This is a genomic window from Nocardia sp. CA-119907, from assembly GCF_050955995.1.
GTDB lineage: Bacteria > Actinomycetota > Actinomycetes > Mycobacteriales > Mycobacteriaceae > Nocardia.
In genome coordinates, this window is the sequence record NZ_CP192091.1 from 656,930 (window position 1) to 680,819 (window position 23,890).

21 protein-coding genes and 1 riboswitch are annotated in these 23,890 nt (G+C 67.3%); of the genes, 13 read left to right on the plus strand and 8 right to left on the minus strand.

Annotated elements, in window-relative coordinates; translation table 11 throughout:
* Positions 1-11: 11 nt before the first annotated feature.
* Together ACQP2D_RS03105 and ACQP2D_RS03110 are read right to left on the minus strand one after the other, a co-directional pair.
* Complete coding sequence (locus tag ACQP2D_RS03105) at positions 12-584, minus strand: methylated-DNA--[protein]-cysteine S-methyltransferase (RefSeq protein WP_433682206.1); 573 nt, start codon at positions 582-584, stop codon at positions 12-14.
* Between the two features lie 52 nt (positions 585-636).
* Positions 637-951 (minus strand): hypothetical protein, encoded by a 315-nt coding sequence (locus tag ACQP2D_RS03110; RefSeq protein ID WP_433682207.1) that lies wholly within the window; start codon positions 949-951, stop codon positions 637-639.
* A gap of 62 nt (positions 952-1,013) precedes the next feature.
* Here ACQP2D_RS03110 and ACQP2D_RS03115 point away from each other — a divergent pair, with 62 nt between their 5' ends.
* On the plus strand, positions 1,014-2,516 hold the full coding sequence (locus tag ACQP2D_RS03115; RefSeq protein WP_433682208.1) for a PLP-dependent aminotransferase family protein: 1,503 nt from the start codon (positions 1,014-1,016) through the stop codon (positions 2,514-2,516).
* Positions 2,517-2,768: 252 nt separating this feature from the next.
* Positions 2,769-3,869: a CaiB/BaiF CoA transferase family protein gene (locus ACQP2D_RS03120; protein WP_433682209.1), complete on the plus strand. Its 1,101-nt coding sequence runs from the start codon at positions 2,769-2,771 to the stop codon at positions 3,867-3,869.
* Between the two features lie 652 nt (positions 3,870-4,521).
* On the opposite strand, the gene ACQP2D_RS03125 is transcribed toward ACQP2D_RS03120, so the two are convergent.
* Both ACQP2D_RS03125 and ACQP2D_RS03130 read right to left on the minus strand, forming a co-directional pair.
* Positions 4,522-5,214 (minus strand): NUDIX hydrolase, encoded by a 693-nt coding sequence (locus ACQP2D_RS03125; protein ID WP_433682210.1) that lies wholly within the window; start codon positions 5,212-5,214, stop codon positions 4,522-4,524.
* 78 nt (positions 5,215-5,292) lie between these two features.
* Positions 5,293-5,529, minus strand: a complete 237-nt coding sequence (locus tag ACQP2D_RS03130) for a hypothetical protein (RefSeq protein ID WP_433682211.1) — start codon at positions 5,527-5,529, stop codon at positions 5,293-5,295.
* A gap of 31 nt (positions 5,530-5,560) precedes the next feature.
* Between ACQP2D_RS03130 and ACQP2D_RS03135 the strand changes: the two genes are divergently transcribed.
* On the plus strand, positions 5,561-6,148 hold the full coding sequence (locus ACQP2D_RS03135; protein WP_433682212.1) for a TetR/AcrR family transcriptional regulator: 588 nt from the start codon (positions 5,561-5,563) through the stop codon (positions 6,146-6,148).
* A gap of 242 nt (positions 6,149-6,390) precedes the next feature.
* On the plus strand, positions 6,391-6,873 hold the full coding sequence (locus ACQP2D_RS03140; RefSeq protein ID WP_433682213.1) for a DUF456 domain-containing protein: 483 nt from the start codon (positions 6,391-6,393) through the stop codon (positions 6,871-6,873).
* A gap of 137 nt (positions 6,874-7,010) precedes the next feature.
* Here the strand turns inward: ACQP2D_RS03140 and ACQP2D_RS03145 are convergent, their stop codons facing one another.
* On the minus strand, positions 7,011-7,883 hold the full coding sequence (locus ACQP2D_RS03145; RefSeq protein ID WP_433682214.1) for an amidohydrolase family protein: 873 nt from the start codon (positions 7,881-7,883) through the stop codon (positions 7,011-7,013).
* A gap of 124 nt (positions 7,884-8,007) precedes the next feature.
* Entirely contained in the window at positions 8,008-9,396 is a 1,389-nt protein-coding gene (locus ACQP2D_RS03150; RefSeq protein ID WP_433682215.1) for an FAD-dependent oxidoreductase, read from the minus strand.
* Positions 9,397-9,759: 363 nt separating this feature from the next.
* On the opposite strand from ACQP2D_RS03150, the gene ACQP2D_RS03155 reads away from it, so the two are divergent.
* From ACQP2D_RS03155 to ACQP2D_RS03180, 6 genes are all read left to right on the plus strand, one after another.
* A complete protein-coding gene (locus tag ACQP2D_RS03155; protein WP_433682216.1) occupies positions 9,760-10,215 on the plus strand; it encodes an Rv0361 family membrane protein in 456 nt (151 codons plus the stop codon).
* Positions 10,216-10,278: 63 nt separating this feature from the next.
* Positions 10,279-10,395: riboswitch (SAM riboswitch) on the plus strand.
* Between the two features lie 14 nt (positions 10,396-10,409).
* Positions 10,410-10,826 carry a rhodanese-like domain-containing protein gene (locus tag ACQP2D_RS03160; RefSeq protein WP_433682217.1) on the plus strand — a complete coding sequence of 139 codons (417 nt, stop codon included), beginning with the start codon at positions 10,410-10,412 and terminating at the stop codon, positions 10,824-10,826.
* Positions 10,823-12,037, plus strand: a complete 1,215-nt coding sequence (locus ACQP2D_RS03165; protein WP_433682218.1) for an O-succinylhomoserine sulfhydrylase — start codon at positions 10,823-10,825, stop codon at positions 12,035-12,037. The genes ACQP2D_RS03160 and ACQP2D_RS03165 overlap by 4 nt, the downstream gene beginning before the upstream one ends.
* A 1,144-nt stretch (positions 12,038-13,181) precedes the next feature.
* Complete coding sequence (locus ACQP2D_RS03170; RefSeq protein WP_433682219.1) at positions 13,182-13,628, plus strand: RpiB/LacA/LacB family sugar-phosphate isomerase; 447 nt, start codon at positions 13,182-13,184, stop codon at positions 13,626-13,628.
* A 1,011-nt stretch (positions 13,629-14,639) separates the two neighbouring features.
* Positions 14,640-15,278 carry a DJ-1/PfpI family protein gene (locus ACQP2D_RS03175; RefSeq protein WP_433682220.1) on the plus strand — a complete coding sequence of 213 codons (639 nt, stop codon included), beginning with the start codon at positions 14,640-14,642 and terminating at the stop codon, positions 15,276-15,278.
* Complete coding sequence (locus ACQP2D_RS03180) at positions 15,275-15,727, plus strand: MarR family winged helix-turn-helix transcriptional regulator (protein WP_433682221.1); 453 nt, start codon at positions 15,275-15,277, stop codon at positions 15,725-15,727. The genes ACQP2D_RS03175 and ACQP2D_RS03180 overlap by 4 nt, the downstream gene beginning before the upstream one ends.
* 1,223 nt (positions 15,728-16,950) lie before the next feature.
* On the opposite strand, the gene ACQP2D_RS03185 is transcribed toward ACQP2D_RS03180, so the two are convergent.
* A complete protein-coding gene (locus tag ACQP2D_RS03185; RefSeq protein WP_433685512.1) occupies positions 16,951-17,706 on the minus strand; it encodes an HAD-IIA family hydrolase in 756 nt (251 codons plus the stop codon).
* Positions 17,707-18,217: 511 nt separating this feature from the next.
* On the opposite strand from ACQP2D_RS03185, the gene fgd reads away from it, so the two are divergent.
* Entirely contained in the window at positions 18,218-19,228 is a 1,011-nt protein-coding gene (fgd, locus tag ACQP2D_RS03190) for a glucose-6-phosphate dehydrogenase (coenzyme-F420) (RefSeq protein WP_433682222.1), read from the plus strand.
* A 604-nt stretch (positions 19,229-19,832) separates the two neighbouring features.
* Here the strand turns inward: fgd and ACQP2D_RS03195 are convergent.
* Positions 19,833-20,336, minus strand: a complete 504-nt coding sequence (locus tag ACQP2D_RS03195; protein ID WP_433682223.1) for a nitroreductase family deazaflavin-dependent oxidoreductase — start codon at positions 20,334-20,336, stop codon at positions 19,833-19,835.
* A 94-nt stretch (positions 20,337-20,430) separates the two neighbouring features.
* Between ACQP2D_RS03195 and pta the strand changes: the two genes are divergently transcribed.
* Both pta and ACQP2D_RS03205 read left to right on the plus strand, forming a co-directional pair.
* Complete coding sequence (pta, locus tag ACQP2D_RS03200; RefSeq protein WP_433682224.1) at positions 20,431-22,503, plus strand: phosphate acetyltransferase; 2,073 nt, start codon at positions 20,431-20,433, stop codon at positions 22,501-22,503.
* 150 nt (positions 22,504-22,653) lie between these two features.
* Positions 22,654-23,871, plus strand: coding sequence for an acetate kinase (locus tag ACQP2D_RS03205; RefSeq protein WP_433682225.1), 1,218 nt, complete (start codon positions 22,654-22,656; stop codon positions 23,869-23,871).
* The last annotated feature ends 19 nt before the right edge of the window (positions 23,872-23,890 follow it).

Below are 23,890 nucleotides of genomic sequence, written 5' to 3' on the forward strand. Positions count from 1 at the left end.
TCGAGCTGTGGTCAGAACAGGGTGGGTTCGCCGAAGCCCGGGGTGCGTTCGATTTCCAGTAGGCGCTGTTTGGTGGTGATGCCGCCGGGAGCGGAGAAGCCGTTGAGGGTGTGGTCGGCGGCGAGGACTCGATGGCACGGGATGATCAGGGGGATCGGGTTGCGGCCCAAGGCTTGTCCGACGGCCTGGGCCGCGCCGGGGGCGCCGATGCGGTCGGCAACCTGGCCGTAGCTGAGGGTGTGGCCCGGATCGATGGCGCGGGTCACCTGGTAGACGGCGCGGTGGAATTCCGGAATTCCCTTGGTGGTCACCGGAATCCAGCGCAGATCGTCGAGGTCTCCGGCGAGGTGTGCCTGGATGTGTGCGATGGCGTCGGCGATCGGGCCGGTGGGCGCGGCCTCGGGGATTTCGTCGGCGTCCGGTATCCGGCTGCTCGGCCGCGTGATCCTGGCCCGCGTCGCGGCGGGGGTCGCCTCCGGCAACCGGAACCGGAATACCGCGTCATCGGTCCAGGCGATCGCGCAGGGGCCGATCGCGGTGTCGAACAGCGCCGACCCGGTGACCGGGCGCGCGGAAGCACTCATACGGTCAGTGTGCACACGGGGTCCGACATCTTCGAGCAGTCCAGTCCAGTTTCTAAAAACTGGCCTGGAATCCGCCGACGGTCGGCTTTACCGCTCCGCAGCTCGGGTTCGAGATCGTCCGCCGCGCGGTCCGCTCGGGGTGCGTCAGTGCCACGGCATCGGGATCCGGTACATCGCCGCGACCGTAGATCGCGGCGAGATCCGCGTATTGGCGCTGGTTTTCGTAGTACGAGGGCGACCAGTCGGTCAGCGGACCCGGTGCGTGGAACCGTTCGAGGCGGAAGACCGCACCGGGCTGTCTCGGCGCGTACCGGTGCACCTGATAGCCGAAGAAGGCGATGACGAGGACGGTGGCGAGGGCGCTCATACGAACAGCGTGCGCCGCACTGGCCTTGCCATTAAATATCCACTTCGCTAATACTGGACTTTATGTCGACGAGAGTGATCGGTGCCGCCAGCCTGGCCCGCGATCTGGGGTACTGGCGCCATGCGGATGAGAACGGCGAATCGGGCGAGCGCCGCTCGACGCGCCCGGCCTATCTGGCCCTCGCCGAAGGCATCCGTCTGCTCATCCACGACGGTCGCGCGCCGCTCGGCGTCGCCCTGCCCAGTGAGCGCGACCTCGCCGCCACCCTCGGCGTCAGTCGCACCACTATCACCTCGACCTACAGCCTGCTGCGCGAACACGGCTATCTGATCAGCCGCCAGGGCTCGCGCAGTACCGTCGCCCTCCCGCGCGACGTGCAGCACGACGGCACCAAACCCGCCCGCAGCATCCTGGCGATGATGTCCCAGCCGGAACTGCCGACCATCGATATGACCTACGCCGCGATGGCCGCGCCCATGGAGATGCAGGATGCGTACTCCGATGCGCTGCAAGGTATTCCGGCCTATCTGGGCACGCACGGCATGGACCCCGTCGGGGTGCTCGCACTGCGCGAGGCGCTGGCCCGCCGCTACACCGAGCGTGGCCTGCCCACCGAACCGGACCAGATCCTGGTCACCCTCGGCGCCCAGCACGGCCTGCGCCTGCTGCTCAATGTGCTCACCGCTCCGGCGGCCCGGGTGCTCATCGACCATCCGACCTATCCCAATGCCATCGAGGCGATCCGGGACGTCGGAGCCCGGCCGGTGCCGGTGCCGCTTCGTCCGGAAACCCCGGAATCCGGTTGGGATCTCGACGGAATCCGCAGCGCCGCAAGACAAACCGCGGCCACGCTGGCCTACCTCGTGCCGGACTTCAACAATCCGACCGGCCTGCTGCTCGACGCCGACGGCCGCGCCGAACTGGCCGCCATTGCCCGCGAAACCCGAATGACCGTGGTGATCGACGAGTCGATGGTGGACCTGAGCCTGACCGACCGGACCGCCCCACCGCCGGTCGCGGCTTTCGCGAAGGGCTCCGAGATCATCACCATCGGTTCGGCCTCGAAATCCTTCTGGGGCGGTCTGCGCGTCGGCTGGATCCGCACCGGCCAACCGTTGATCGCGAAACTGCTCGGCATCCGCTCCACCGTCGACCTCGGCACCCCCGTCATGGACCAGCTCGCCACCATCCATCTGCTCGAGCACGCCGACACCATCCTCACCCGCCGCCGCGACCAACTGCACTCCCAGCGCGCGGCCCTGCTCACGGCCCTCGCCGAGGAACTCCCGGACTGGCGCACGATCGTCGGCGACGGCGGCATGTCCGTCTGGGCGCAACTGCCGGCCCCCGTCTCGACCGCCCTCGCCGCCACCGCCCCCAACCACGGCGTATTACTCGCCGCCGGACCGAGATTCGGCGTCCAGGGCGCCTTCGAACGCTTCCTCCGCCTGCCCTTCACCCACCCCGAACCCGAACTCCGCCTAGCAGTCAAATCCATAGCCGCCGCCTACGAGGCGCTCACCCCCCGCGCCGCCGACCCCCTCCAACCCCTCACCTGCTACTGACCCCCGCCCGCGTCGTTGGCACGCCTACCAGGCGCGGGTCCGCCCGATCGCGGCCGGTTGAGCTACCGCATAGTGAGTGACGACCTCGCACAGGTTGTGCGGTATGCGCGATGACAACTGGATTTGCGTGAGCCTCGGTGCTCGTATGGTTGATCCGCAGCTTATTGTCGTACTGTCAATACAGCCCGGGGGTGGCTCCCGGGGAGCACCGTATCGGCGGTGCGCTGGATCAACGACGAACCGAGGTAGGGCGTGAGTACACCATCCACCGCCACCAAGCAGGGTCCGCTTGCGGGCATCAAGGTCATCGAGTTGGCCGGGATCGGTCCGGGTCCGCATGCGGCACTGCTGCTCGCCGACCTCGGGGCCGATGTGGTTCGGGTGCAGCGGCCGGGCATGCTGCCCGGTTTCATGGAGCGGCCGCAGTGGCGCGGGCGCACCATCGTCGAGGCGAATCTGAAGGATCCGGCGGATATCGAGAGGGTGCTCGCACTCGCCGAGAAGGCCGATGTGCTGATCGAAGGCTTCCGCCCCGGCGTCACCGAGCGCATGGGCCTGGGCCCGGATGCCGTGCTCGCGCGCAACCCGCGTCTGGTCTACGGCCGGATGACCGGCTGGGGCCAGGACGGACCGCTGGCCGATCGTGCCGGACACGACATCAACTACATCTCGCTGACCGGTGTGCTGCACGCGATCGGCCGCAAGGGCGAGCGGCCGGTGCCCCCGCTGAATATGGTCGGCGACTTCGGCGGCGGCTCGATGTTCCTGGTCTTCGGCATTCTCGCGGCGCTGGTCGAGCGGCAGGGCTCCGGCAAGGGCCAGGTCATCGACTCGGCGATGATCGATGGGGCGCTCGCCCTTTCGCACATGATCTGGGGCATGCGCGGTATGGGCCTGTGGTCCGATGAGCGCGGCACCAACCTGCTCGACACCGGCATGGCCTTCTACGACACCTACGAGACCTCCGACGGCAAGTACATGGCGGTCGGCGCGATCGAACCGCAGTTCTACGCGGAACTGTTGCAGGGCTTGGAAATCGACCCCGAGGGCCTGCCGATGCAGATCGACCCGAATGGTCAGGATCAGCTCAAGAAACTGTTCGCGGAGAAGTTCAAGACCAAGACCCGCGACGAGTGGGCCGCGATCTTCGACGGCACCGACGCCTGCACGACACCGGTGCTGACCTTCACCGAGGCCGAACAGAATCCGCACATCGCCGCCCGCACCGGACTCATCGAGATCGACGGCGTCGTCCAGCACGCACCGGCCCCACGCTTCTCGCGCACACCGGCCGGCACGCCCACCCCGCCGCCCAGCGAGGCGACACCGATCGAATCGGTGTGGGCGGATTGATGATTCACCTCTAACGCAGTACGTCGCTATGTCGACGGGCCCCGGTTTTCCGCCGGAGCCTGTGTCGCTGCAGACCCTCCCAGTGAGGCGATGCCGATCGAATCGGTGTGGGCGGATTGATGATTCACCTCGAACGCAGTGCGCCGCTATGTCGACGGGCCCCGGTTTGCGCGGGGCCTGTGACGCTTCAGACCCGCCCAGTGAGGCGATGCCGATCGAATCCGTCTGGGCGGATTGACGATTCACCTATAGCCCAGAGCGCCGCAATGCCAACAGACCTCGGTTTCCATCAGGGACTGTGTCGCTTCAGATGCTCAGATCAGCTCCGGAGCCATTGGTCTGCAAGCTGATTCAGCCGACAGTCGCTCGGGCGAGTTGTCCGGCGGCAGTCGCAGTTCGGCCGCGTAGCCGAGGACGCGGCGATCGTGTTGGAGCGCTCGGACTTCGAGGCGGCCGCCGCTGGCTGCGCCGCAGTATGCCGAATCCGAGTCCGGATTCGGCTCGTTACTGCTTCATGCAGCACGAGAGCAGGGAGCCCAGTGATACTGGCCGAATTCGGCCTACGTGTCCTGCGCCCCGGCGTGTGTGTCGAACTGGCGAGCAGCACCGCGCCCCACCGGCATGCCGAGGGCCGCCGACCTGCAAACGTGCCCTAGTGGCGGGTCCACTCCGGTTGGGCGAAATGGGCAATGCGGGCTTCGGTGGCGTCCCGGCCGAGCAGGACGACCTCGCGGAACTGCCAGAGCATCGCACCGGTCGGGGCGTGGATGGTCATATGCTCGCCGAGGCGCATTTGCAGCAGGCCGAGGCCTTCGAGGGTGGTCGATGGCGCGTCGGCGCGCAGAGCAGCGTCTTTCGGGGACACCCAGTGCGGGACATCGTCGGCGGCCAGCCGGGCGAGATCCACGAGATGGACCGAGTGGACCTCCGCCGGACTGGGCCGCAGCTCATCCGCATCGGCGAGGGCCGCGACGATCGGGGTGATCACGAAACCGGACGTGGCGGGAAAGTCGTCGAGTCTGCCGAGGATGTCGGCCGGGGTGGCGGTCAGCCCGAGCTCTTCGTGCAGCTCACGAATCGCCGCCTGTTCGGTGGTTTCGCCCGCATCGACCCGCCCACCCGGCAATCCCCACTGTCCGGCATTGCGCCCGCGATATGCCCGCTTGATGACGATCACCGATAACGGGCCGTCCGGTTCATCGACCACACAGAGCAGGACCGCGGCGCGACGGAGGCCCGGTGCGTCCGGGACCTCGGTGTGTGGATACCCGTGCAGCCGCGCGCTGGCCGTTGCGCGGAAGTCGGCGATGCTGGTGGGGACGCGAGGTCCCGTGGTGGGGCCCATCCTTCGATCTTGCCCCAGCTTCGGAGATTCGGTGACGTCAGTTCTCGCCCATCGGCACGCTCTCGGCTCCGGCCGACCTCACGCCGCTGTGCGCGCCGAACCTTGATCGGCCGCATCGGCCACGCCGCGGGTCACCAGCTTGGCGATTCGGGCGACGAGGGTACGCGGTCGGCGCGGCATCAGATGCGCGGAGGCGAAGTTTCCCGCACCGGGCACCACATAGCCCCTGTTGCGTTCGAGGGCACGCAGGGCCGAGCGGACGACGTGCGCCGCGCTGTCCATGGACGGGCCGATCGCGGCCTTGCGGGTGCCCACCAGTGCAGCAGATCTCAGCGAAGAGGAGCCCATGCCGCCCACATCCGCGCGCCCGCTGCGCGCCGACGCCGAACGCACCGTGCGCGCCATCCTCGATGCCGCGGAGCGAGTGCTGAGCGAAAACCCCCGTGCGACGCTGGAACAGATCGCCGAAGCCGCCGGCGTCGCCCGAACCACCGTGCACCGCCGCTTCGCCAGCCGCGAAGAGCTGCTGCGCACCATGGCGGTCAACGCGTGGCGCCGCATCGACGCCGCCGTAGACGCGGCCCGCCCAGAGACCGCGCCCCCCATGGTCGCCCTACACCAGGCCACCGCCAATGTCATCGAGATCAAATACGGCGCCGCGTACGCACTGGACCGAGTCGACGAAACCGACCCCGAGGTAGCCGACCTACAGGCCCGCGTCTTCGCGAAATGCGATGCCGCCCTAGCCCACGCCCAATCCGACGGCATCATCGCCCCCGACGCCGACTTACTCTCGGTTCGCCGCGCCTACCTGGCCCTCATCACCGAAACCGTCCACGGCACCACCGAACTCGACGGCACCACCAACCCCGACGCCCTAGCCGCACGCCTGATCACCACCCTCCTCTCCGGCGTCGGGCCCAAACCCCAATAGCAGCCGAGAATGCACTGGTGCAGGTGCTTCTCGACGGTTACCTGCATCAGCGCATGGTGATCGCTCGTCCAGGTCGTTGGTGACCGAGTGATCTGCGGAGGGTCCGGCGTGGCTGGAGTTGGGGCGGCTCCGCGAGCTATGGGCGGTTTTCCGTAGGGGGCGAGCCTCCCGTGTGCGCGGGAGGGGTGGGTAGGTGAGAATCCAGGCAGCGTGACTGGGCGCGGAGAGCGGAGGGACCGGCGGTGTCAGCTTGGGGTGAGGTCGTTGTCGGCTTGGTAATTCTGGTCGGGGTGGTCGGGATCATCGTTCCGATACTGCCCGGGGTCATATTGATCTTCGGGGCCATTGCGGTCTGGGCGGTCGTGACCGGTGGGGCGACGGCTTGGGTCGTGTTCGGTATCAGTACCGCGTTTCTGGTGCTCTCCGGGATCATCAAGTACACATGGCCGGGGCGGAAGATGAAGGATGCGGGGGTTTCCAATCGCGCGCTGTTCGTGGGCGCGGTCCTGGGCATCGTGGGCTTCTTCATCATCCCGGTGGTCGGGTTGTTCATCGGATTCGTGCTGGGCGTGTACCTTTCGGAACTCCACCGCCTCCGCGAAAACCAACCCGCCTGGCAGGCAACGGTTCACGCCCTCGAGGGCGTCGGCCTGTCGATGCTCATCGAACTCTTCGGCGCGCTGCTGGCGACCGGGGTGTGGGTCATCGGCGCCATCGTGACCTGATTCGAGGCGGGCTCCGTCGGGTCAACAGTGGTGGACAACTCGGGTAACCGGCCCCGCTGGGGTTTCGGTCATGCCGTATGTCCGACCACCCTGAAGCGGGACGATCCCGGCAAATGAGGGTTACGGCCGGATTGTACTCACTCGATGGCGGGGAATGGGATCGTATCCGCCGCTTCGAGTTTCGGGATCTCATCGCGGCGCAGCGGCAGGGTCGGCTGTTCGGTGCGCAGGATCGGCAGGGTGGGTGCCGGATCGGTCGGAGTATCGCGTACGCGGGCGGGTAGTCGGTAGAACGCCCGCGCGTTGTCCTCGAGCACCTTGAACATATCGGTGCCGACCACATCGCAGATCAGATCGACGTCGGAATCGTCGAAGGGCCGTCCCGCCCTGGTGCCGGGCAGATCCGTGCCGAACATGAGCGCCTCGGGATTGACCGCGTGGATGCGGCGCAGCGTATCGGCCACATTCATGTGCACCCGCCCGAAGCCGGTCGCCTTCACCCGCGCGCCGCCATCGACCAGATCGAGCAGGTAGGGCAGGCCCTCCTCGGACATGCCAAGGTGGTCGATGGAGAACACCGGCAGTTTCGAGATCACCGGTTGCAGTGAGGTGAGCATGGTGCCGTCGATATAGACCTCGACATGCCAGCCGACCAGATCGTGCGCCCGCAGCGCCAGCAGGGTCATCGCGGTGATATCCGCGGCCGCGCGCTTGACGTTGAAGCGCAGTGCCCGCACACCGATGCGGTCGAGTTCGATGATCTCGGCATCGGTGGCATCGGGGTCCAATGCGGTGACGCCGACCCAGCCCTCGCCCAGTTCCGCGAGCGCCGCCTTCAGGTAGGTCTGATCGGTGCCTTGGAAGGATCCGCTGACCACGGCCCCGCCGCCGACATCGAAGAGCGACATACGCTTTCGGTAATCGGCGATGGTGAACGGGTCGGGCAGGTAGCCCTCGTTCTCGGCCAGCGGGAACCGCGGGTCGAAGATGTGGAGATGGGCATCGAACACTTGTACAGAATGCCTCAGTGAAGGATTTTCCGCTGCGGCGGACCCGACAGATTTTGCGCTGCCGCGGCCGTGTCGGATTGTCGAGTGCCACAGGAGGTGACGCTCACCCCCTGTGGCACCGGCACTAGACCTTGTGCGGTTCGCTGGCGCGCAGCATGTCCTCGCGCTCGACGACCTTGACGCGCTCGCGACCCTCCGGCTCACCGAGGGCGCGCTCGTGCGCGTCGAGGCGGTACCAGCCCTGCCAGGTGGTGAACGGGATGCCCTTGCCCTCGAGGAATTCGGTGACGGCGTCCAGTTCCGGCTTCTCGGCCGGAGTGAAATTCACGCTGTCGTCGAGCAGGCAGGCCACGGTCTCGTTGGCATCGCCCTTGGTGTGGCCGATGAGACCGACCGGACCGCGCTTGATCCAGCCGGTGACGTAGGTGGCGGGCAGGTAGCGCTGCGCACCGTCGGCGTCCTCGTCGGCGATGACGCGTCCGGCCTCGTTCGGGACCACGCCGGCCTGGTCGTCGAACGGCAGATTGGTGAGGTTCTGCGACAGGTAGCCGACCGCGCGATAGATGGCCTGGACGTCCCAGTCCTTGAAGACGCCGGTGCCCTTGACATTGCCGGTGCCGTCGAGCTGGGTGCGCTCGGTGCGCAGGCCGACGACCTTGCCGTCCTCACCGATGATCTCCGCCGGGGATTCGAAGAAGTGCAGGAACAGCTTGTGCGGGCGGTTGCCGACATCGCGGATGGCCCACTGCTCGAGGGTGTTCGCGATCATGTCGACCTGCTTGGAGTGCCGGCGCGCGGCCTCGGAGCCCTCGTCGTAGTCGATGTCCTCGGGATCGACGATGACCTCGATGGTCGGGGAGTGGTCGAGTTCGCGCAGCTCGAGCGGAGTGAACTTGGCTTGGGCAGGACCGCGGCGGCCAAAGACGTGCACCTCGACCGCCTTGTTCGCCTTCAGGCCGTTGTAGACGTTCGGCGGGATTTCGGTCGGCAGCAGTTCGTCACCGGTCTTGGCGAGCACACGCGCGACATCGAGTGCGACATTGCCGACACCGAGCACGGCGACCTTCTCGGCCTCCAGCGGCCAGGTGCGCGGCACATCCGGATGTCCGTCGTACCAGGACACGAAGTCCGCGGCGCCGTAGCTGCCGTCCAGGCCGATGCCGGGGATGTCCAGCGCGCGGTCGGCGTTGGCGCCGGTGGAGAAGATCACCGCGTCATAGAACGTGCGCAGATCGTCGAGGGTGATGTCGGTGCCGTAGTCGATATTGCCGAGCAGGCGGACCTGCGGCTTGTCGAGCACCTTGTGCAGGGCGGTGATGATGCCCTTGATGCGCGGGTGGTCGGGCGCGACGCCGTAGCGAATCAGACCGAACGGCGCCGGCATGCGCTCGTACAGGTCGATGCTCACATCGGCATCGGACTTCATCAACGCGTCGGCGGCGTAGATACCGGCCGGTCCTGCGCCCACGATCGCTATGCGAAGCGGGCGAGTCGCTGCACTGTGTTCGGTCATCTTCTTACGCGCACCCTTATGGTCGAAACAATTAATGGCGTCAGTCTTAGCTTAGGCTAACTTGGCGCACCTTCTTTGGTTGCACCTGACGATGCGGACAGGCGGCTCGCGGCTGCACAGTCGCTACGTCGGTGAGCTGACATATGGCTATGACAGCAGGCCGCAGTCTCGCGATTCTATCGGTGGCGCATGGCGCACCCTGCGGGCGGTGCGTGAACCGGATGGTTGCCATCCAGGCTCACTTATCGGAGTACCCACTGTCCGGGTGGCTATCAGATCATTGCCGCGCCGCCCGCGGTGCGAGGTCGAGCGCGGTCCGGGGGCGCCTGTCGGATACCGCTGCCCACCAGGGATGATCGACCCATGACAGAGCAGCAGGGCACCGACGACGAACCGGTGATCGAGGTCGACCAGACCGATCGCCGCACGATGGCGCCGTTCATCGCGGCGGCGGTATTCGCGGCCGTCGTCCTGGTCGCCATCGTGCTGGGCGCCGTGCTCTCGCCCGCTGAGAAAAATGTCACAGATTCGGACAAGATCGCGGCCGCGGTGCATCGCTACGCGGAGGCCAGAGGCACCACCGACAGCACACCGCCGCCCGCGGTGGCCTGCCAAGGATTCGACGAGAGCAAGTCGCCGCTGGCCGCCCAGTTCGGTGGCGCCGCGGCCGGAAAGTCGATCAAGGTCACCAACATTGACAATGCCATGGTCGACGGCGATAGGGCGAAGGCGAACGTGACCATCGCGGTCGACGGCCGGGAGACGCCGGCGACGTGGAATTTGATTCGCTCCAGCGACCGCTGGATCGTCTGCAACTGATTACCGGCGCGGCGCTGACCTGGGTTTGACATGGCGGCCCCTGCCCAGGCAATCTCGGACGCAGGTCATGAGAACCAGCGTCAAGCCCCGGCTAGCTGGTCGGCAACCCTCCTCCGCGGTGGGGTGCTCCGGGTGACGACCTGGCCGCGCACCGAAACCCAGGTGCGGCAAGCGTGGATTCACAGGAGGATCGCATGACATATGCCGGTGACATCACCCCACAGCAGGCGTGGGAGTTGTTGCGCGACAATCCCGAGGCCGTGTTGGTCGATGTGCGCACCGAGGCCGAATGGCGCTTTGTCGGCGTCCCCGATACGAGCTCGATCGATCGGCCGACGGTGCTGATCGAATGGGTCGACAGCAGTGGCGCCCGCAACGGTGAGTTCGTCGCACAGCTGACCTCGGCACTGGAGGGTCGCGACCCGGCGGCGCCCGTGGTCTTTCTCTGTCGCTCCGGGCAGCGTTCCATCGGTGCCGCGGTCGCCGCGACCGGTGTCGGGATCGAACCGTCGTACAACGTGCTCGAGGGCTTCGAGGGCCCGATCGACGAGTTCGGTCACCGCGGCGGCTCCGGCTGGCGCGCACTCGGTCTGCCGTGGCGGCAGTCATGATCACCGGTGGTGCGTTCGACAAACCGCTGCCCGAGGGGGTCGGCCCCGCGACGCTCGGCGTCCGCGGCGGCCTGCGCCGCTCCGGATTCGAGGAGACCGCCGAGGCGCTGTACCTGTCCTCCGGTTTCGTCTACGAGAGCGCCGAGGCGGCCGAGGCCGCATTCACCGGCGATATCGAACACTTCGTCTACTCCCGCTACGGCAACCCGACGGTGGCCATGTTCGAGGAGCGACTGCGCCTGATCGACGGCGCCGAGGCCGGTTTCGCGACCGCGAGCGGTATGTCGGCGGTATTCACCGCGCTCGGCGCGCTGCTGGGTGCGGGCGATCGACTCGTGGCCGCGCGCAGCCTCTTCGGCTCGTGCTTCGTGGTGTGCAACGAGATCCTGCCGCGCTGGGGTGTGGAGACCGTCTTCGTCGACGGCGATGATCTGGACCAGTGGGAGCAGGCGCTGTCGGTGCCGACCCAGGCCGTGTTCTTCGAGACGCCGGCCAACCCGATGCAGACGCTGGTTGATGTGCGCCGGGTGACCGAACTCGCCCATGCCGCGGGCGCGAAGGTGGTGCTGGACAACGTCTTTGCCACCCCGCTCCTGCAGCGTGGTTTCGAGCTCGGCGCGGATGTGCTGGTGTATTCCGGCACCAAGCACATCGACGGCCAGGGCCGGGTGCTCGGCGGCGCGATCCTCGGCCCCCGGGATTACATCGACGGTCCGGTGAAGACCCTTATGCGCCATACCGGTCCGGCGCTGAGCCCGTTCAATGCGTGGACCCTGCTCAAGGGGTTGGAGACCATGCCGCTGCGGGTGCGGCATTCGACCGAATCCGCGCTGCGCATCGCCCGCTTCCTCGAGGGCAATAAGTCCGTCTCATGGGTGCGCTATCCGTATCTGGAATCACATCCGCAACACGAGCTGGCGACCAGTCAGATGAGCGGCGGCGGCACGGTCGTCACCTTCGAGCTGAACGCGCCGGAGCACGAGGCGAAGAAGCGGGCCTTCGAGGTGCTCAACCGGTTGCGCATCGTCGATATCTCCAACAACCTCGGTGACTCCAAGACCCTGATCACCCACCCCGCCACCACCACCCACCGCGCCATGGGCCCCGAGGGCCGCGCCACCATCGGCCTGTCCGACGGCGTCGTGCGCATCTCGGTGGGGCTGGAGGATGTCGAGGATCTGCTGGGCGATTTGGACCACGCGCTGAGCTAGTACATCCGACGAACGCGACGCGATGGCATCGTGCGCCCGCGTCGCGTTCGGACTCAGTCGCGTCGGACTCAGTCGCGTTCGGACTCAAACGTGCCGGTGACTGGCTGTTGGCTCGTTGTGCTGCCGGGCGAGGGTGGGGTGTTTTGCCGGTTCGTGCGGATTAATGGCAGTCGGCTTGTTGTGCCGCCGGGGCAGCGTGGGGTGTTTTGGCGTAGCCGTGGCTATTGGCGATGAGCGGGCCTGGGTCTCGTTCGCGCGGGTGAATCGCTGTCGGCTGGTTGTGCCGCCGGGCCAGAGTTGAGGGGTCTTGGGTCTGGTTCGTGTGGGTGGATGGTTGTTGGTTCGTTGTGCCGTTGGGTCGGGGTGGGGTGTTTGGCGTAGGTGTGGCTGTTGGTGATGAGCGGGCCTGGGTCTGGTTCGTGTGGGTGGATGGTTGTTGGTTCGTTGTGCCGTTGGGTCGGGGTGGGGTGTTTGGCGTAGGTGTGGCTGTTGGTGATGAGCGGGCCTGGGTCTGGTTCGTGTGGGTGGATGGTTGTTGGTTCGTTGTGCCGTTGGGTCGGGGTGGGGTGTTTGGCGTAGGTGTGGCTGTTGGTGATGAGCGGGCCTGGGTCTGGTTCGTGTGGGTGGATGGTTGTTGGTTCGTTGTGCCGTTGGGTCGGGGTGGGGTGTTTGGCGTAGGTGTGGCTGTTGGTGATGAGCGGGCCTGGGTCTGGTTCGTGTGGGTGGATGGTTGTTGGTTCGTTGTGCCGTTGGGTCGGGGTGGGGTGTTTGGCGTAGGTGTGGCTGTTGGTGATGAGCGGGCCTGGGTCTGGTTCGTGTGGGTGGATGGTTGTTGGTTCGTTGTGCCGTTGGGTCGGGGTGGGGTGTTTGGCGTAGGTGTGGCTGTTGGTGATGAGCGGGCCTGGGTCTGGTTCGTGTGGGTGAATCGCTCTCGGCTCGTTGTGCCGGCGGGCCAGGGTTGAGGGGGATCGGGTCTCGTTCGTGTGGGCGAATGGCTGTTGGCTCGTTGTGCCGCCGGGGCGGCGTCGGATGTCGTGCCGAAAAGTGTGGCTGTCGGCGATGAGCGCCGCGGTCCGGTGAGGATGTTCGCCGGTCGCCGGGCTTTACGTCGTTATGCGGAGGTCTGTCTCATTACGCTTGGGGTATGCGAATTTCGGTTGCGGCGGACGAGCGGGTGGGGGTGGCCGAGCAGCTCGTGGTTGAACTGGGCAGGCGGGGGTTCGAGACCCTGGTGCACGGCGCGCTATCGGATACCGAGCGGAACGACTGGGCTTGGGCCAGTGCGGCGGCGGCGCGGGATGTGATCGAGGGGCGGGCCGAGCAGGCGATCGTGTGCTGTTGGACCGGGACGGGTGCGTCGATCGCCGCCAATAAGGTCGCGGGGATCCGGGCCGCGCTGTGTGGTGACGCCGTGACGGCAGCCGGTGCGCGGAAGTGGAATGACGCGAATGTGCTTGCGTTGAGCCTGCGTTCGACCTCCACCGCGGTCCTGACGGAGATTCTGGACGCCTGGTTCGGCGGCGAGCCGAGCACGGATCCGGATGACCGCGCCAATATCGCTCATCTGTCGAAAATCGAACGCGGTCACTGATCGGTCCTGGCCCGCCTACACCGCCGCACCAACGATCCGTCCTGAGCCTGAGCCTGAGCCTGAGCCTGAGCCTGAGCCTGAGCCTGAGCCTGAGCCCGTGCCGACTCTGAATCTGAGCCTGAGCCCGAGCCCGCGCCGAGCCTGAATCCGAGCCTGAGCCCGTGCCCGTGCCCGAGCCGAGCCTGAGCCCGCGCCTGAACACGAGCGAGCCAGAGCCCGAGCCTGCGCCGAGCCTGAATCCGAGCCTGTGCCTGTGCCTGAATCCGAGCGAGCTTGAGCCCGCGCCGACCCTGAATCTGAGCCCAGCCCGCGCTGGCGCCAAGCCTGAATCCGAGCCTGTGCCCGTGCCCGTGCCCGTGCCCGTGCCTGTGCCCGCGCCTGAGCCCGCGCTCAAGCCCGAGCCCGCGCCTGAACCCGAGCGAGCCTGAGCCCGCGCCGCCCCTGAATCTGAGCCCAGCCCGCGCTGGCGCCAAGCCTGAATCCGAGCCTGTGCCTGTGCCCGCGCCTGAGCCCGCGAGCGAGCCTGAGCCCGCGCCTGAACCCGAGCGAGCCTGAGCCCGCGAGCGAGCCCGAGCCCGCGCCTGAACCCGAGCGAGCCTGAGCCCGCGCCGACCCTGAATCTGAGCCCGAGCCTGTGCCCGCGCCGGCGCCAAGCCCGAATCCGAGCCTGTGCCCGTGCCCGAGCCGAGCCGAGCCTGAGCCCGCGCTCAAGCCCGAGTCCGAGCCTCCCCGCCTGCGCCTGCGCCTGAGCCCTCGCCGCGCCGTGCCTGCGCCCGTTCCCGCGCCGTGCCTGCGCCCGTTCCCGCGCCAAGCCTGCGCCCGTTCCCGCGCCGAGCCTGAGCCCGTGCCTGAGCCCCGCCGCGCTTATGCCCGCACCCGCGCCGTGCCTGCGCCTGAGCGCGCCTGAGCCCGCGTCGCGCCTGCGCCCGCCCGTTCCCGCGCCGAGCCTGAGGTTGGCCGATGCGGCGCGGATTATTGACAGCATGCTGTCAAACATGACAGCATGCTGTCATGGCTACGAGAACAGTTCACCAGGCCGTCTACAACACGCTCGCCGACTGGGAGGTCGGTGCCGCGACCGCGCATATCAACAATCCGCGCTGGCAGATCGCTCCCGGGACGTTTCGGGTACGGACCGTTGGGCCGACGCGGGATCCGATCACCACAATGGCGGGAGTGCGCATCGTGCCGGATGTGGCGCTCGCCGATCTCACCCCCGCCGACAGTGCGATGCTGATCCTGCCGGGGGCCGATCTGTGGATGACCGGCGACGAATTGGCGCCCTTCGCGCACAAGGCGCGGGAGTTCGTCGACGCGGGAGTGCCCGTCGCGGCGATCTGCGGCTCCACCTTCGCCTTGGCCAAGGAGGGCCTGCTCGATGACCGGGCACACACCAGCAATGCGGTGGAAGTTCTTCGGTACAGCGGATATTCGGGTGCCGCGCACTATGTCGCCGAACCGGCTGTGACCGGCGATAACGTGATCACGGCCAGTGCGATGGCGCCCTTCGAATTCGCCCGCGAGGTGCTCGACCTGCTAGGCGTCTACGAGCCGCGCATCCTCGACGCCTGGTACCGGCTGTACGGGCACAGCGATCCGACGGGCTATGCCGAACTCGCCGAATACGAGATGGCATCGTCGCAGACATGAGCGATACGCCCGAACAAGAGTTGTTCAGCGCCGCGGCGATCACCTCGTTCCGGCTGAACGGCCAATTCCTCGCCATCGCAGAGGAATTGGCCGGTCCGGCGGGGCTGACCGCCGCCTGGTGGCAGGTCATCGGCGCGGTGCTGCGCGGACCGCTGCCGGTCTCCGGGATCGCCCGCGCGATGGGCATCACCCGCCAGAGTGTGCAGCGCATCGCGGACCTATTGGTGGACAAGGGACTCGCCGAATATCGGCCCAACCCGGCGCACCGGCGCGCGAAACTCGTCGCGGTTACCGAGGCCGGTCGCGATGCGATCAAACGCATCAACCCGCAGCACGCGATCCTCGCCGATCGCCTCGCCGACGAACTCGGCCCCGAGCAGTTCACCTTGACCGTCCAGGTCATGACCCGACTCTCCGCCGCCCTGGACGCTATCACCGACGAAACCTGACCTCCCAGCCGCGGTTCCGTGCGCAATCAGCCCGCCGTGACCGGCGCGTCGGTGATCGGACAGCCGCGCGCTTGCGGGAAACTGCCGAACGCGCTCGCCGCACCCGCCGAACGCGCTCGCCGCACCGGCCGAACGCCTTGCCGCACCGGCCGAACGCCTTGCCGCACCGGCCGAACGCGCTCGCCGCACCGGCCGAACGCGCTCGCCGCATCCACCGAACGCGCTTGTGCGCACCCGCTTGAAGCGCTCGCGCACCCGCCCATCGCTCGCACGCACCCGCCCAACGCGCTCGCCGCACCGGCCGAACGCCTTGCCGCACCTGCCGAACGCGCTTGCCGCACCCGCCTACGCGCTCGCCGCACCCGCCGAACGCGTTCGTGCGCACCCCCGCTCGAAGCGCGCACCCGCCCATCGCTCGCGCGCACCCGCCGAACGCGCTGGCCACACCCGCCGAGGCGCTCGAGCACCCGCCCATCGCTCGCGCGCACCCGCCGAACGCGCTTGCTGCACCTGCCGAACGCGCTTGCCGCACCCGCCAACACGCTCGCCGCACCCGCCGAACGCGTTCGTGCGCACCCCCGCTCGAGGCGCTTGCGCACCCGCCCATCGCTCGCGCGCACCCGCCGAACGCGCTTGCTGCACCTGCCGAACGCGCTCGTGCGCACCCCCGCTCGAGGCGCTTGCGCACCCGCCCATCGCTCGCACGCACCCGCCCATCGCGCTTGCTGTACCTGCCGAACGCGCTTGCCGCACCCGCCAACACGCTCGACGCACCTGCCGAACGCGCTCGTGCGCACCCCCGCTCGAGGCGCTTGCGCACCCGCCCATCGCTCGCGCGCACCCGCCCATCGCGCTTGCTGTACCTGCCGAACGCGCTTGCCGCACCCGCCAACACGCTCGACGCACCCGCCGAACGCGCTCGTGCGCACCCCGCTCGAAGCGCTCGCGCACCCGCCCATCGCTCGCGCGCACCCGCCCAACGCGCTGGCCGCCGAACGCGCTGGCCGCCGAACGCGCTCGCCGAACGCGCTCGCCGCACCCGCTCGCCCGCCGAACGCGCTCGCGCGCACCCGCCCAACGTAGTCGCGGGTAACGGCCGCACCCTGCTCGCGCGGAACCGTCAAATGCGCTTGCGCACAACCTGGACCCGCGTGACAGCCGCACCCTTGTGGCGCCCGCATGGACTGGGGCCGAGGCAAGGGGTACGACTGCCGCCGCCCGGATCAGTCGAAGGGTTTGTCGGTGCGGCCGACCAGGTCGGCGACCGAATCGACGACCAGGGTCGGGCGGTAGGGGAACTGCTCGATCGATGCGCGGGTGGAGATGCCGGTGGTCACCAGGACGGTTCGCATGCCCGCTTCGAGGCCGGAGACGATATCGGTATCCATGCGGTCGCCGATCATGACGGTCGACTGGGAGTGGGCGCCGATCCGGCGCAGTGCCGAGCGCATCATCAGCGGGTTCGGCTTGCCGACATAATACGGCTCCTTGCCGGTCGCGCGGGTGATCAGCGCGGCGACCGAACCGGTCGCCGGCAGCAGGCCATCGCGGGACGGGCCGGTCGCGTCCGGATTGGTGGCGATGAACCGCGCGCCGCGCTCGACCAGGCGGATCGCGGTGGTGATCGCCTCGAAGGAATAGGTGCGGGTCTCGCCGAGCACCACGTAGTCGGGATCGCTATCGGTCAGCACATAACCGATTTCGTGCAGTGCGGTGGTGAGTCCGGATTCGCCGACGACATAGGCGGTTCCGTTGGGGCGCTGGTCGTTCAGGAAGGTCGCGGTGGCCAGCGCCGAGGTCCAGATCGCCTCCTCCGGGATATCGAGTCCGGAGTGGCGCAGGCGGGCCTGCAGATCGCGCGGAGTCCGAATCGAGTTATTGGTGAGCACCAGGAACGGGATCTCATTGGCCCGCAGTTCCGCAAGGAACTTATCGGCGCCGGGCACCAAATGGTCCTCGTGCACCAGCACGCCATCCATATCGGTGAGGTAGGACAGGATCGGTTCAGCCGGTGTAGTCACGAGTCAATTGTCGGCTACCGATCACCCCACCGGGCGAATACCGGGCCCGATGCGACCATCCCCACACCATCCGCGTCCACCGCACCCGCGCGGTGCACCCGCGAGCGTGAGAGTCTGCTGCCGCACAGCCACTGGGCATCCCGCACACGGTGTGGGTTGTGCGCGATGCCTATTCGATATGCGAGAGCGAATCACCGGGCGATTGCCGGGGTTGCGTGAGTTGCCGCTCTTGATGCGGGTTCGCGGTCGAGTTGGTATGGCCCTGCACACAGGTCGAGTTGCGCTGACTATGGTCGAGGGGAGGCCGTGTGAGATCCGATCGCGCAGTGCCCAGGTAGGCCGATCGAGGTGCGGGAACTCCCGTGTCGCCCTTGCGGTTGTACCGGGATGCGGTCGCGGAACGCATGCGGCCGACGGTGTGCGGAACCTCCCGTACCGACCGTTGAGCGAAGCGACAGGAGTGGCGCATATGGGTGATCTCAAGCTCGGATACAAGGCGTCGGCGGAGCAGTTCGGGCCGCGGGAACTGGTGGAAATCGCGGTGCTGGCCGAGGAGCACGGCCTCGACAGCGCGACGGTCAGCGACCACTTCCAGCCGTGGCGGCACAAGGGCGGGCACGCACCGTTCTCGCTGGCCTGGATGGCCGCGGTCGGTGAGCGCACCAAGCGCATCCAACTCGGCACCTCGGTGCTCACCCCGACCTTCCGCTACAACCCCGCCGTCATCGCGCAGGCCTTCGCCACTATGGGCTGTCTGTACCCGGACCGCATCATGCTCGGTGTCGGCAGCGGTGAGGCACTCAACGAGATCGCCACCGGCTACACCGGCGAATGGCCAGAGTTCAAGGAGCGTTTCGCTCGGCTGCGCGAATCCGTCGATCTCATGCGCGCTCTGTGGACCGGCGAGCGCACCGATTTCGACGGCGAGTACTACAAGACCGCCGGCGCCTCGATCTACGATGTGCCCAAGGGCGGCATCCCGATCTACATCGCGGCGGGCGGACCGCTGGTCGCACGCTATGCGGGACGCGCGGGTGACGGTTTTATCTGCACCTCCGGCAAGGGTATGGACCTCTACACCGAGAAGTTGATGCCCGCCGTCGCCGAGGGCGCGGCCAAGGTCGGTCGCACCGTCGAGCAGATAGACCGGATGATCGAGATCAAGATCTCCTACGACACCGATCCCGAACTGGCACTGGAGAACACCCGCTTCTGGGCCCCGCTCTCGCTCACCGCCGAGCAGAAGCACTCCATTACCGACCCGATCGAAATGGAGGCCGCCGCCGACGCCCTCCCGATCGAGCAGATCGCCAAGCGCTGGATCGTCGCCAGCGATCCGGACCAGGCCGTCGAGCAGATCAAGCCCTACCTCGACGCGGGCCTCAACCACCTGGTCTTCCACGCCCCCGGCCACGACCAGCGCCGCTTCCTGGACCTCTTCCAGCGCGACCTGGCCCCTCGCCTGCGCGCACTGGGCTGAGCCACCGCCTCGGCGCGCCCGCTTCCCCAGGCGCGCCGAGGCCGCGCGACTCGCCCACCCCGCCGCGCAGCGCAGGTCGCGGCGATTTCCGCATTCTTTGTCGGCCTTCGCGCTCGCTCTGCGGGGGTGCTCAGGGTGCGGCCGTGTTCCACACGGTCGATTGGGCGAGCCGAGAGTCTTGCGACTCGCCCGAGCCGCGCCCACTCCACCGCGCAGCGCGGGTCGCGGCGATTTCCGCACTCGTTGTCGGCCTTCGCGCTGGCTCTAAAACCTGTGCGGGGTGTAGAAAGTTCGGCTGTTGTGCGGCCCTGTCGATTGGGCGCGCCGGGAACGTGTGGCTCCCTAGGCTGCTGTGCTCGCCCCACTGGATAGCGCAGCGCAGGTCGCGGGATTTCCCGCACCTTTGTCGGCCTTCGCGCTCGCTCTAACGCCTGTGGCCGGAGTGTTCGGCGTGCGTTTGTGTTCCGCTCGGTCGGTTGGGCGCGCCGAAAACGTGTGACTTCCTAGGCTGCCGTGCTCACCGCACTGGACCGTGCAGGTCGCGGGGATTCCCGTTGTCGGCTTTGTGATCGCTCCAACGCTGGTGCGGATGTAAATGGTGCGGCTAGGTCCGGGTGAGGGCGAAGATGCGTAGGTCGCGGGTGGTGCGGGAGCGGTAGGCGTCATATGCGCCGGTGACCTCGACAAAGCGTGCGAATATGGCGTCTTTGCCGGTCTCGACCAGGTCGGCCCGGACCGGAATGCGCTGACCCGCAATGGCCACGGTGGCCTTCGGATTCGCCAGGAGATTGGCCGACCACGCCGGATGTCTTTCCTGGCCGAAGTTGCTGCCGATCACGTACAGCGTGTCGCCGTCGTGCACATAGAGCAGCGGTTGCGTGCGCGGCTGGCCGGATTTGCGGCCGATGGTGGTCAGCAGGATCACCGGCGCGCCGATCGGGCCGAGGATCGTGTACTTGGCGTCGGTGCGCTCGAGCACGGCCCGATCCAGCGGTGTGATCTGCCGGATGAACCATGAACCGGGCTTGGTGGCAGCGAACTTGGTGGCCGCGCGGGCGAGAAGATTGGTGTTCGAACCCCATTGGCGGTTCGGGAACGGCTCAGCCATGCCCGGACTATATCCGGGCACGGCGCGAACAGCATGGGTGATCGCGATCTCGCTCGACCGTCGAGGTAGCCGCGGGTTCACTAAGCTCTCGGATATGGCCGATTCCGCTCCATCCGCTGTGTACATCGCATCTCCGGAGGGTGACACCGGAAAATCGACGGTGGCGCTCGGAATGCTCCAGATGCTGTGCGCGAGCACCGCCCGGGTCGGCGTATTCCGGCCGATCACCCGCTCGACCACCGAACCGGACTACATCCTGGAACTGCTGCTCGAGCACAGCACCGCCGATATCGACTACACGCAGGCCATCGGCGTCACCTATGAGCAGGTGCACGCGGATCCGGATGCGGCGATCAGCGAGATCGTCATGCGCTTCCACGAGGTCGCGAAGTTGTGTGACGCGATGGTGATCGTCGGCAGCGACTACACCGATGTGGCCAGCCCCAGCGAACTGCGCTTCAATGCCCGCATCGCGGTGAACCTCGGCGCGCCCGTGCTGCTGGTGGTGCGCGGTTCGGGCCGCACACCGGACGAGGTCAAACAGTTGGCGGAGCTGTGCGCGTTCGAACTGTCGCTCGAACATGCGCATCTGGTGGCCATTATCGCCAACCGTTGCGATCCGGGGCATTTGGACGAGGTCCGCGCGGCACTGGGCGGCTTCGATGTGCCGTCGTGGACCTTGCCCGAGGTGCCGCTGCTGATTTCGCCGACCATGGCCGAGCTGTGCACCGCGATCGGCGGCGAAATGTACAGCGGCGATGTGGGATTGCTGCAGCGCGAGGCATTGCAGGTCATGGTCGGCGGCATGACCGCCGAACATATTCTGGAGCGCCTGGTCGACGGTGTCGTGGTGATCGCACCGGCCGACCGCTCCGACGTACTGCTCAGTGCGGTGAATGCGCATGAGGCGGAAGGCTTTCCGTCGCTATCGGGCATCATCATGAACGGTGGCATGCTGCCGCATCCGGCGATCGCCAGACTGATGAGCGGCCTCAAACCGAAGCTGCCGATCCTCACCACCGAGCTGGGCACCTACGACACCGCGAGCGCCGCCTACCGCACTCGCGGACGGATGTCGGCGGGCAGTCCGCGCAAGGTCGATACCGCGCTGGCGCTGATGGAACAGCACGTCGACGCATCGCAGTTATTGCAGCACATAGAGATTCCGGACACCTCGGTGGTGACACCGCAGATGTTCGAATATCAGCTGATCGAACGCGCCAGGGCCGATCGCAAGACCATCGTGCTGCCCGAGGGCGACGACGACCGCGTCCTGCGCGCGGCCGGTCGGGTATTGCAGCGCAAGATCGCGGATCTGATGATCCTCGGCGACGAGACGACGGTGCGTGCCCGCGCCGCGGAACTCGGCGTCGATATCTCGGCCGCGCGGGTACTCGATCCGCGCACCTCGGGCTATCTCGATGAATTCGCCGCGGAGTACACCGAACTGCGCAAGCACAAGGGCATGACGCTCGAGCGCGCTCGCGAAACCATGGCCGATATCTCGTATTTCGGCACCATGATGGTCCACCGGGGCATTGCCGACGGCATGGTGTCCGGTGCCGCGCACACCACGGCGCACACCATCCGGCCATCCTTCGAGATCATCAAGACGGTGCCCGGGGTGGCCACCGTCTCCAGCGTCTTCCTCATGTGTCTGGCCGATCGGGTGCTCGCCTATGGCGACTGCGCGGTCGTCCCCGACCCGACCTCGGAGCAGCTGGCCGATATCGCGATCTCCTCGGCGCACACGGCGGCCCGGTTCGGCATCGAGCCGCGCGTCGCGATGCTGTCGTATTCGACCGGTGAATCCGGCAGTGGCGCGGATGTGGACAAGGTGCGGGTCGCGACCAAACTGGTGCGCGAGCGCGAGCCGGAGCTGCTGGTGGAGGGCCCGATCCAGTACGACGCCGCGATCGAACCCACCGTCGCGACCACCAAACTTCCCGACTCCGAGGTGGCGGGGCGGGCAACGGTTTTCGTCTTTCCCGACCTCAACACCGGTAACAACACCTACAAGGCGGTGCAGCGCAGTGCCGGTGCGATCGCGATCGGCCCGGTGCTGCAGGGGCTGCGCAAGCCGGTCAATGATCTGTCCCGCGGTGCGCTGGTCGCCGATATCGTGAATACCGTTGCGATCACCGCGATCCAGGCGCAGGAGGGCTGACCCGGTGCCATCGCTCGATGCGAGCACCTCGGCCCGCCGCCGATCCCATACCAGTGTCTCGCGACACACGGGCGGCATGATGCGGAAGAACGCGATCACCGCCGTGGTTGCCGACAGAGTGCGGAGAACGCGCGAGATGCAGGAGACATCATGACCAAGGGTGCCGATGACCTGGTGTTGGTCATCAATTCCGGTTCGTCGTCGATCAAATACCAACTGCTCGACCCGGAGTCGGGTATGGTCGCCGCATCCGGCATGGTCGATCGGATCGGTGAGGAGAACGCCGGGATCGAGCACAAGGTCGATGGCCGGACCATCGAACATCGCGGGCCGATCGCCGATCACACGGTGGGCCTGCGGCTGGTCTTCGATATGTTCGCCGAGACCGGCCACGATCTGGCCGCCGCGGGTGTGTGCGCGGTCGGGCACCGGGTGGTGCACGGCGGCGAGGTGTTCTATCGGCCGACGCTGCTCGACGATGCCGTGGTCGCGGCGATATCGGACCTGTCTTCGCTTGCGCCGCTGCACAATCCGGCGAATGTGGCGGGTATCGAGAGCGCGCGTGCACTGTTGCCGGGCGTGCCGCAGGTCGCGGTCTTCGATACCGCCTTCTTCCACCGCCTGCCCGATGCCGCAAAAACCTATGCCATCGATGCGAAAATTGCTGCCGCGCAAGGTATTCGGAAGTACGGATTCCACGGCACCTCGCACGAGTACGTCTCCGGCCGGGTGGCCGCGCTGCTCGAGCGGGATCCGGCCGAGCTGAATCAGATCGTCTTCCATCTCGGTAATGGCGCATCGGCGTCGGCGATTCGCGGCGGCCACCCGATCGACACCACCATGGGCTTCACGCCTCTGGAGGGGCTGGTGATGGGTACCAGAGGCGGGGACCTCGATCCCGGGATCATCGCGCATCTGGTTCGCTCGGCGCATATGGATATCGACCAGATCGACGAAATGCTCAACCGCGACGCCGGACTCAAGGGCCTGTCCGGTGTGAACGATTTCCGTGAATTGCAGCGACTCATCGACGCGGGCGATGCCGCGGCCCGCCTGGCCTACGACGTCTATATCCACCGGCTACGCCGCTACCTCGGCGCGTACCTGATCGAACTGGGTGGCGTCGACGCCATCACCTTCACCGCGGGAGTCGGCGAGAACAGTCCGCAGGTCCGTGCCGACGCGCTGGCCGGGCTGTCCCGCTTCGGCATCGAGGTCGACCCGGCCCGCAACACCGCCGCGGAACGCACGGCCCGCCATATCTCCGCACCCGGCGCCGAGGTGGCCGTACTGGTCGTGCCGACCAACGAGGAATTGGCCATCGCCCGCGCCGCGCACCGCGTCGTCGCAGCTCAGGACGCAGACTGAGGTGGGCGGACCGGGCTCT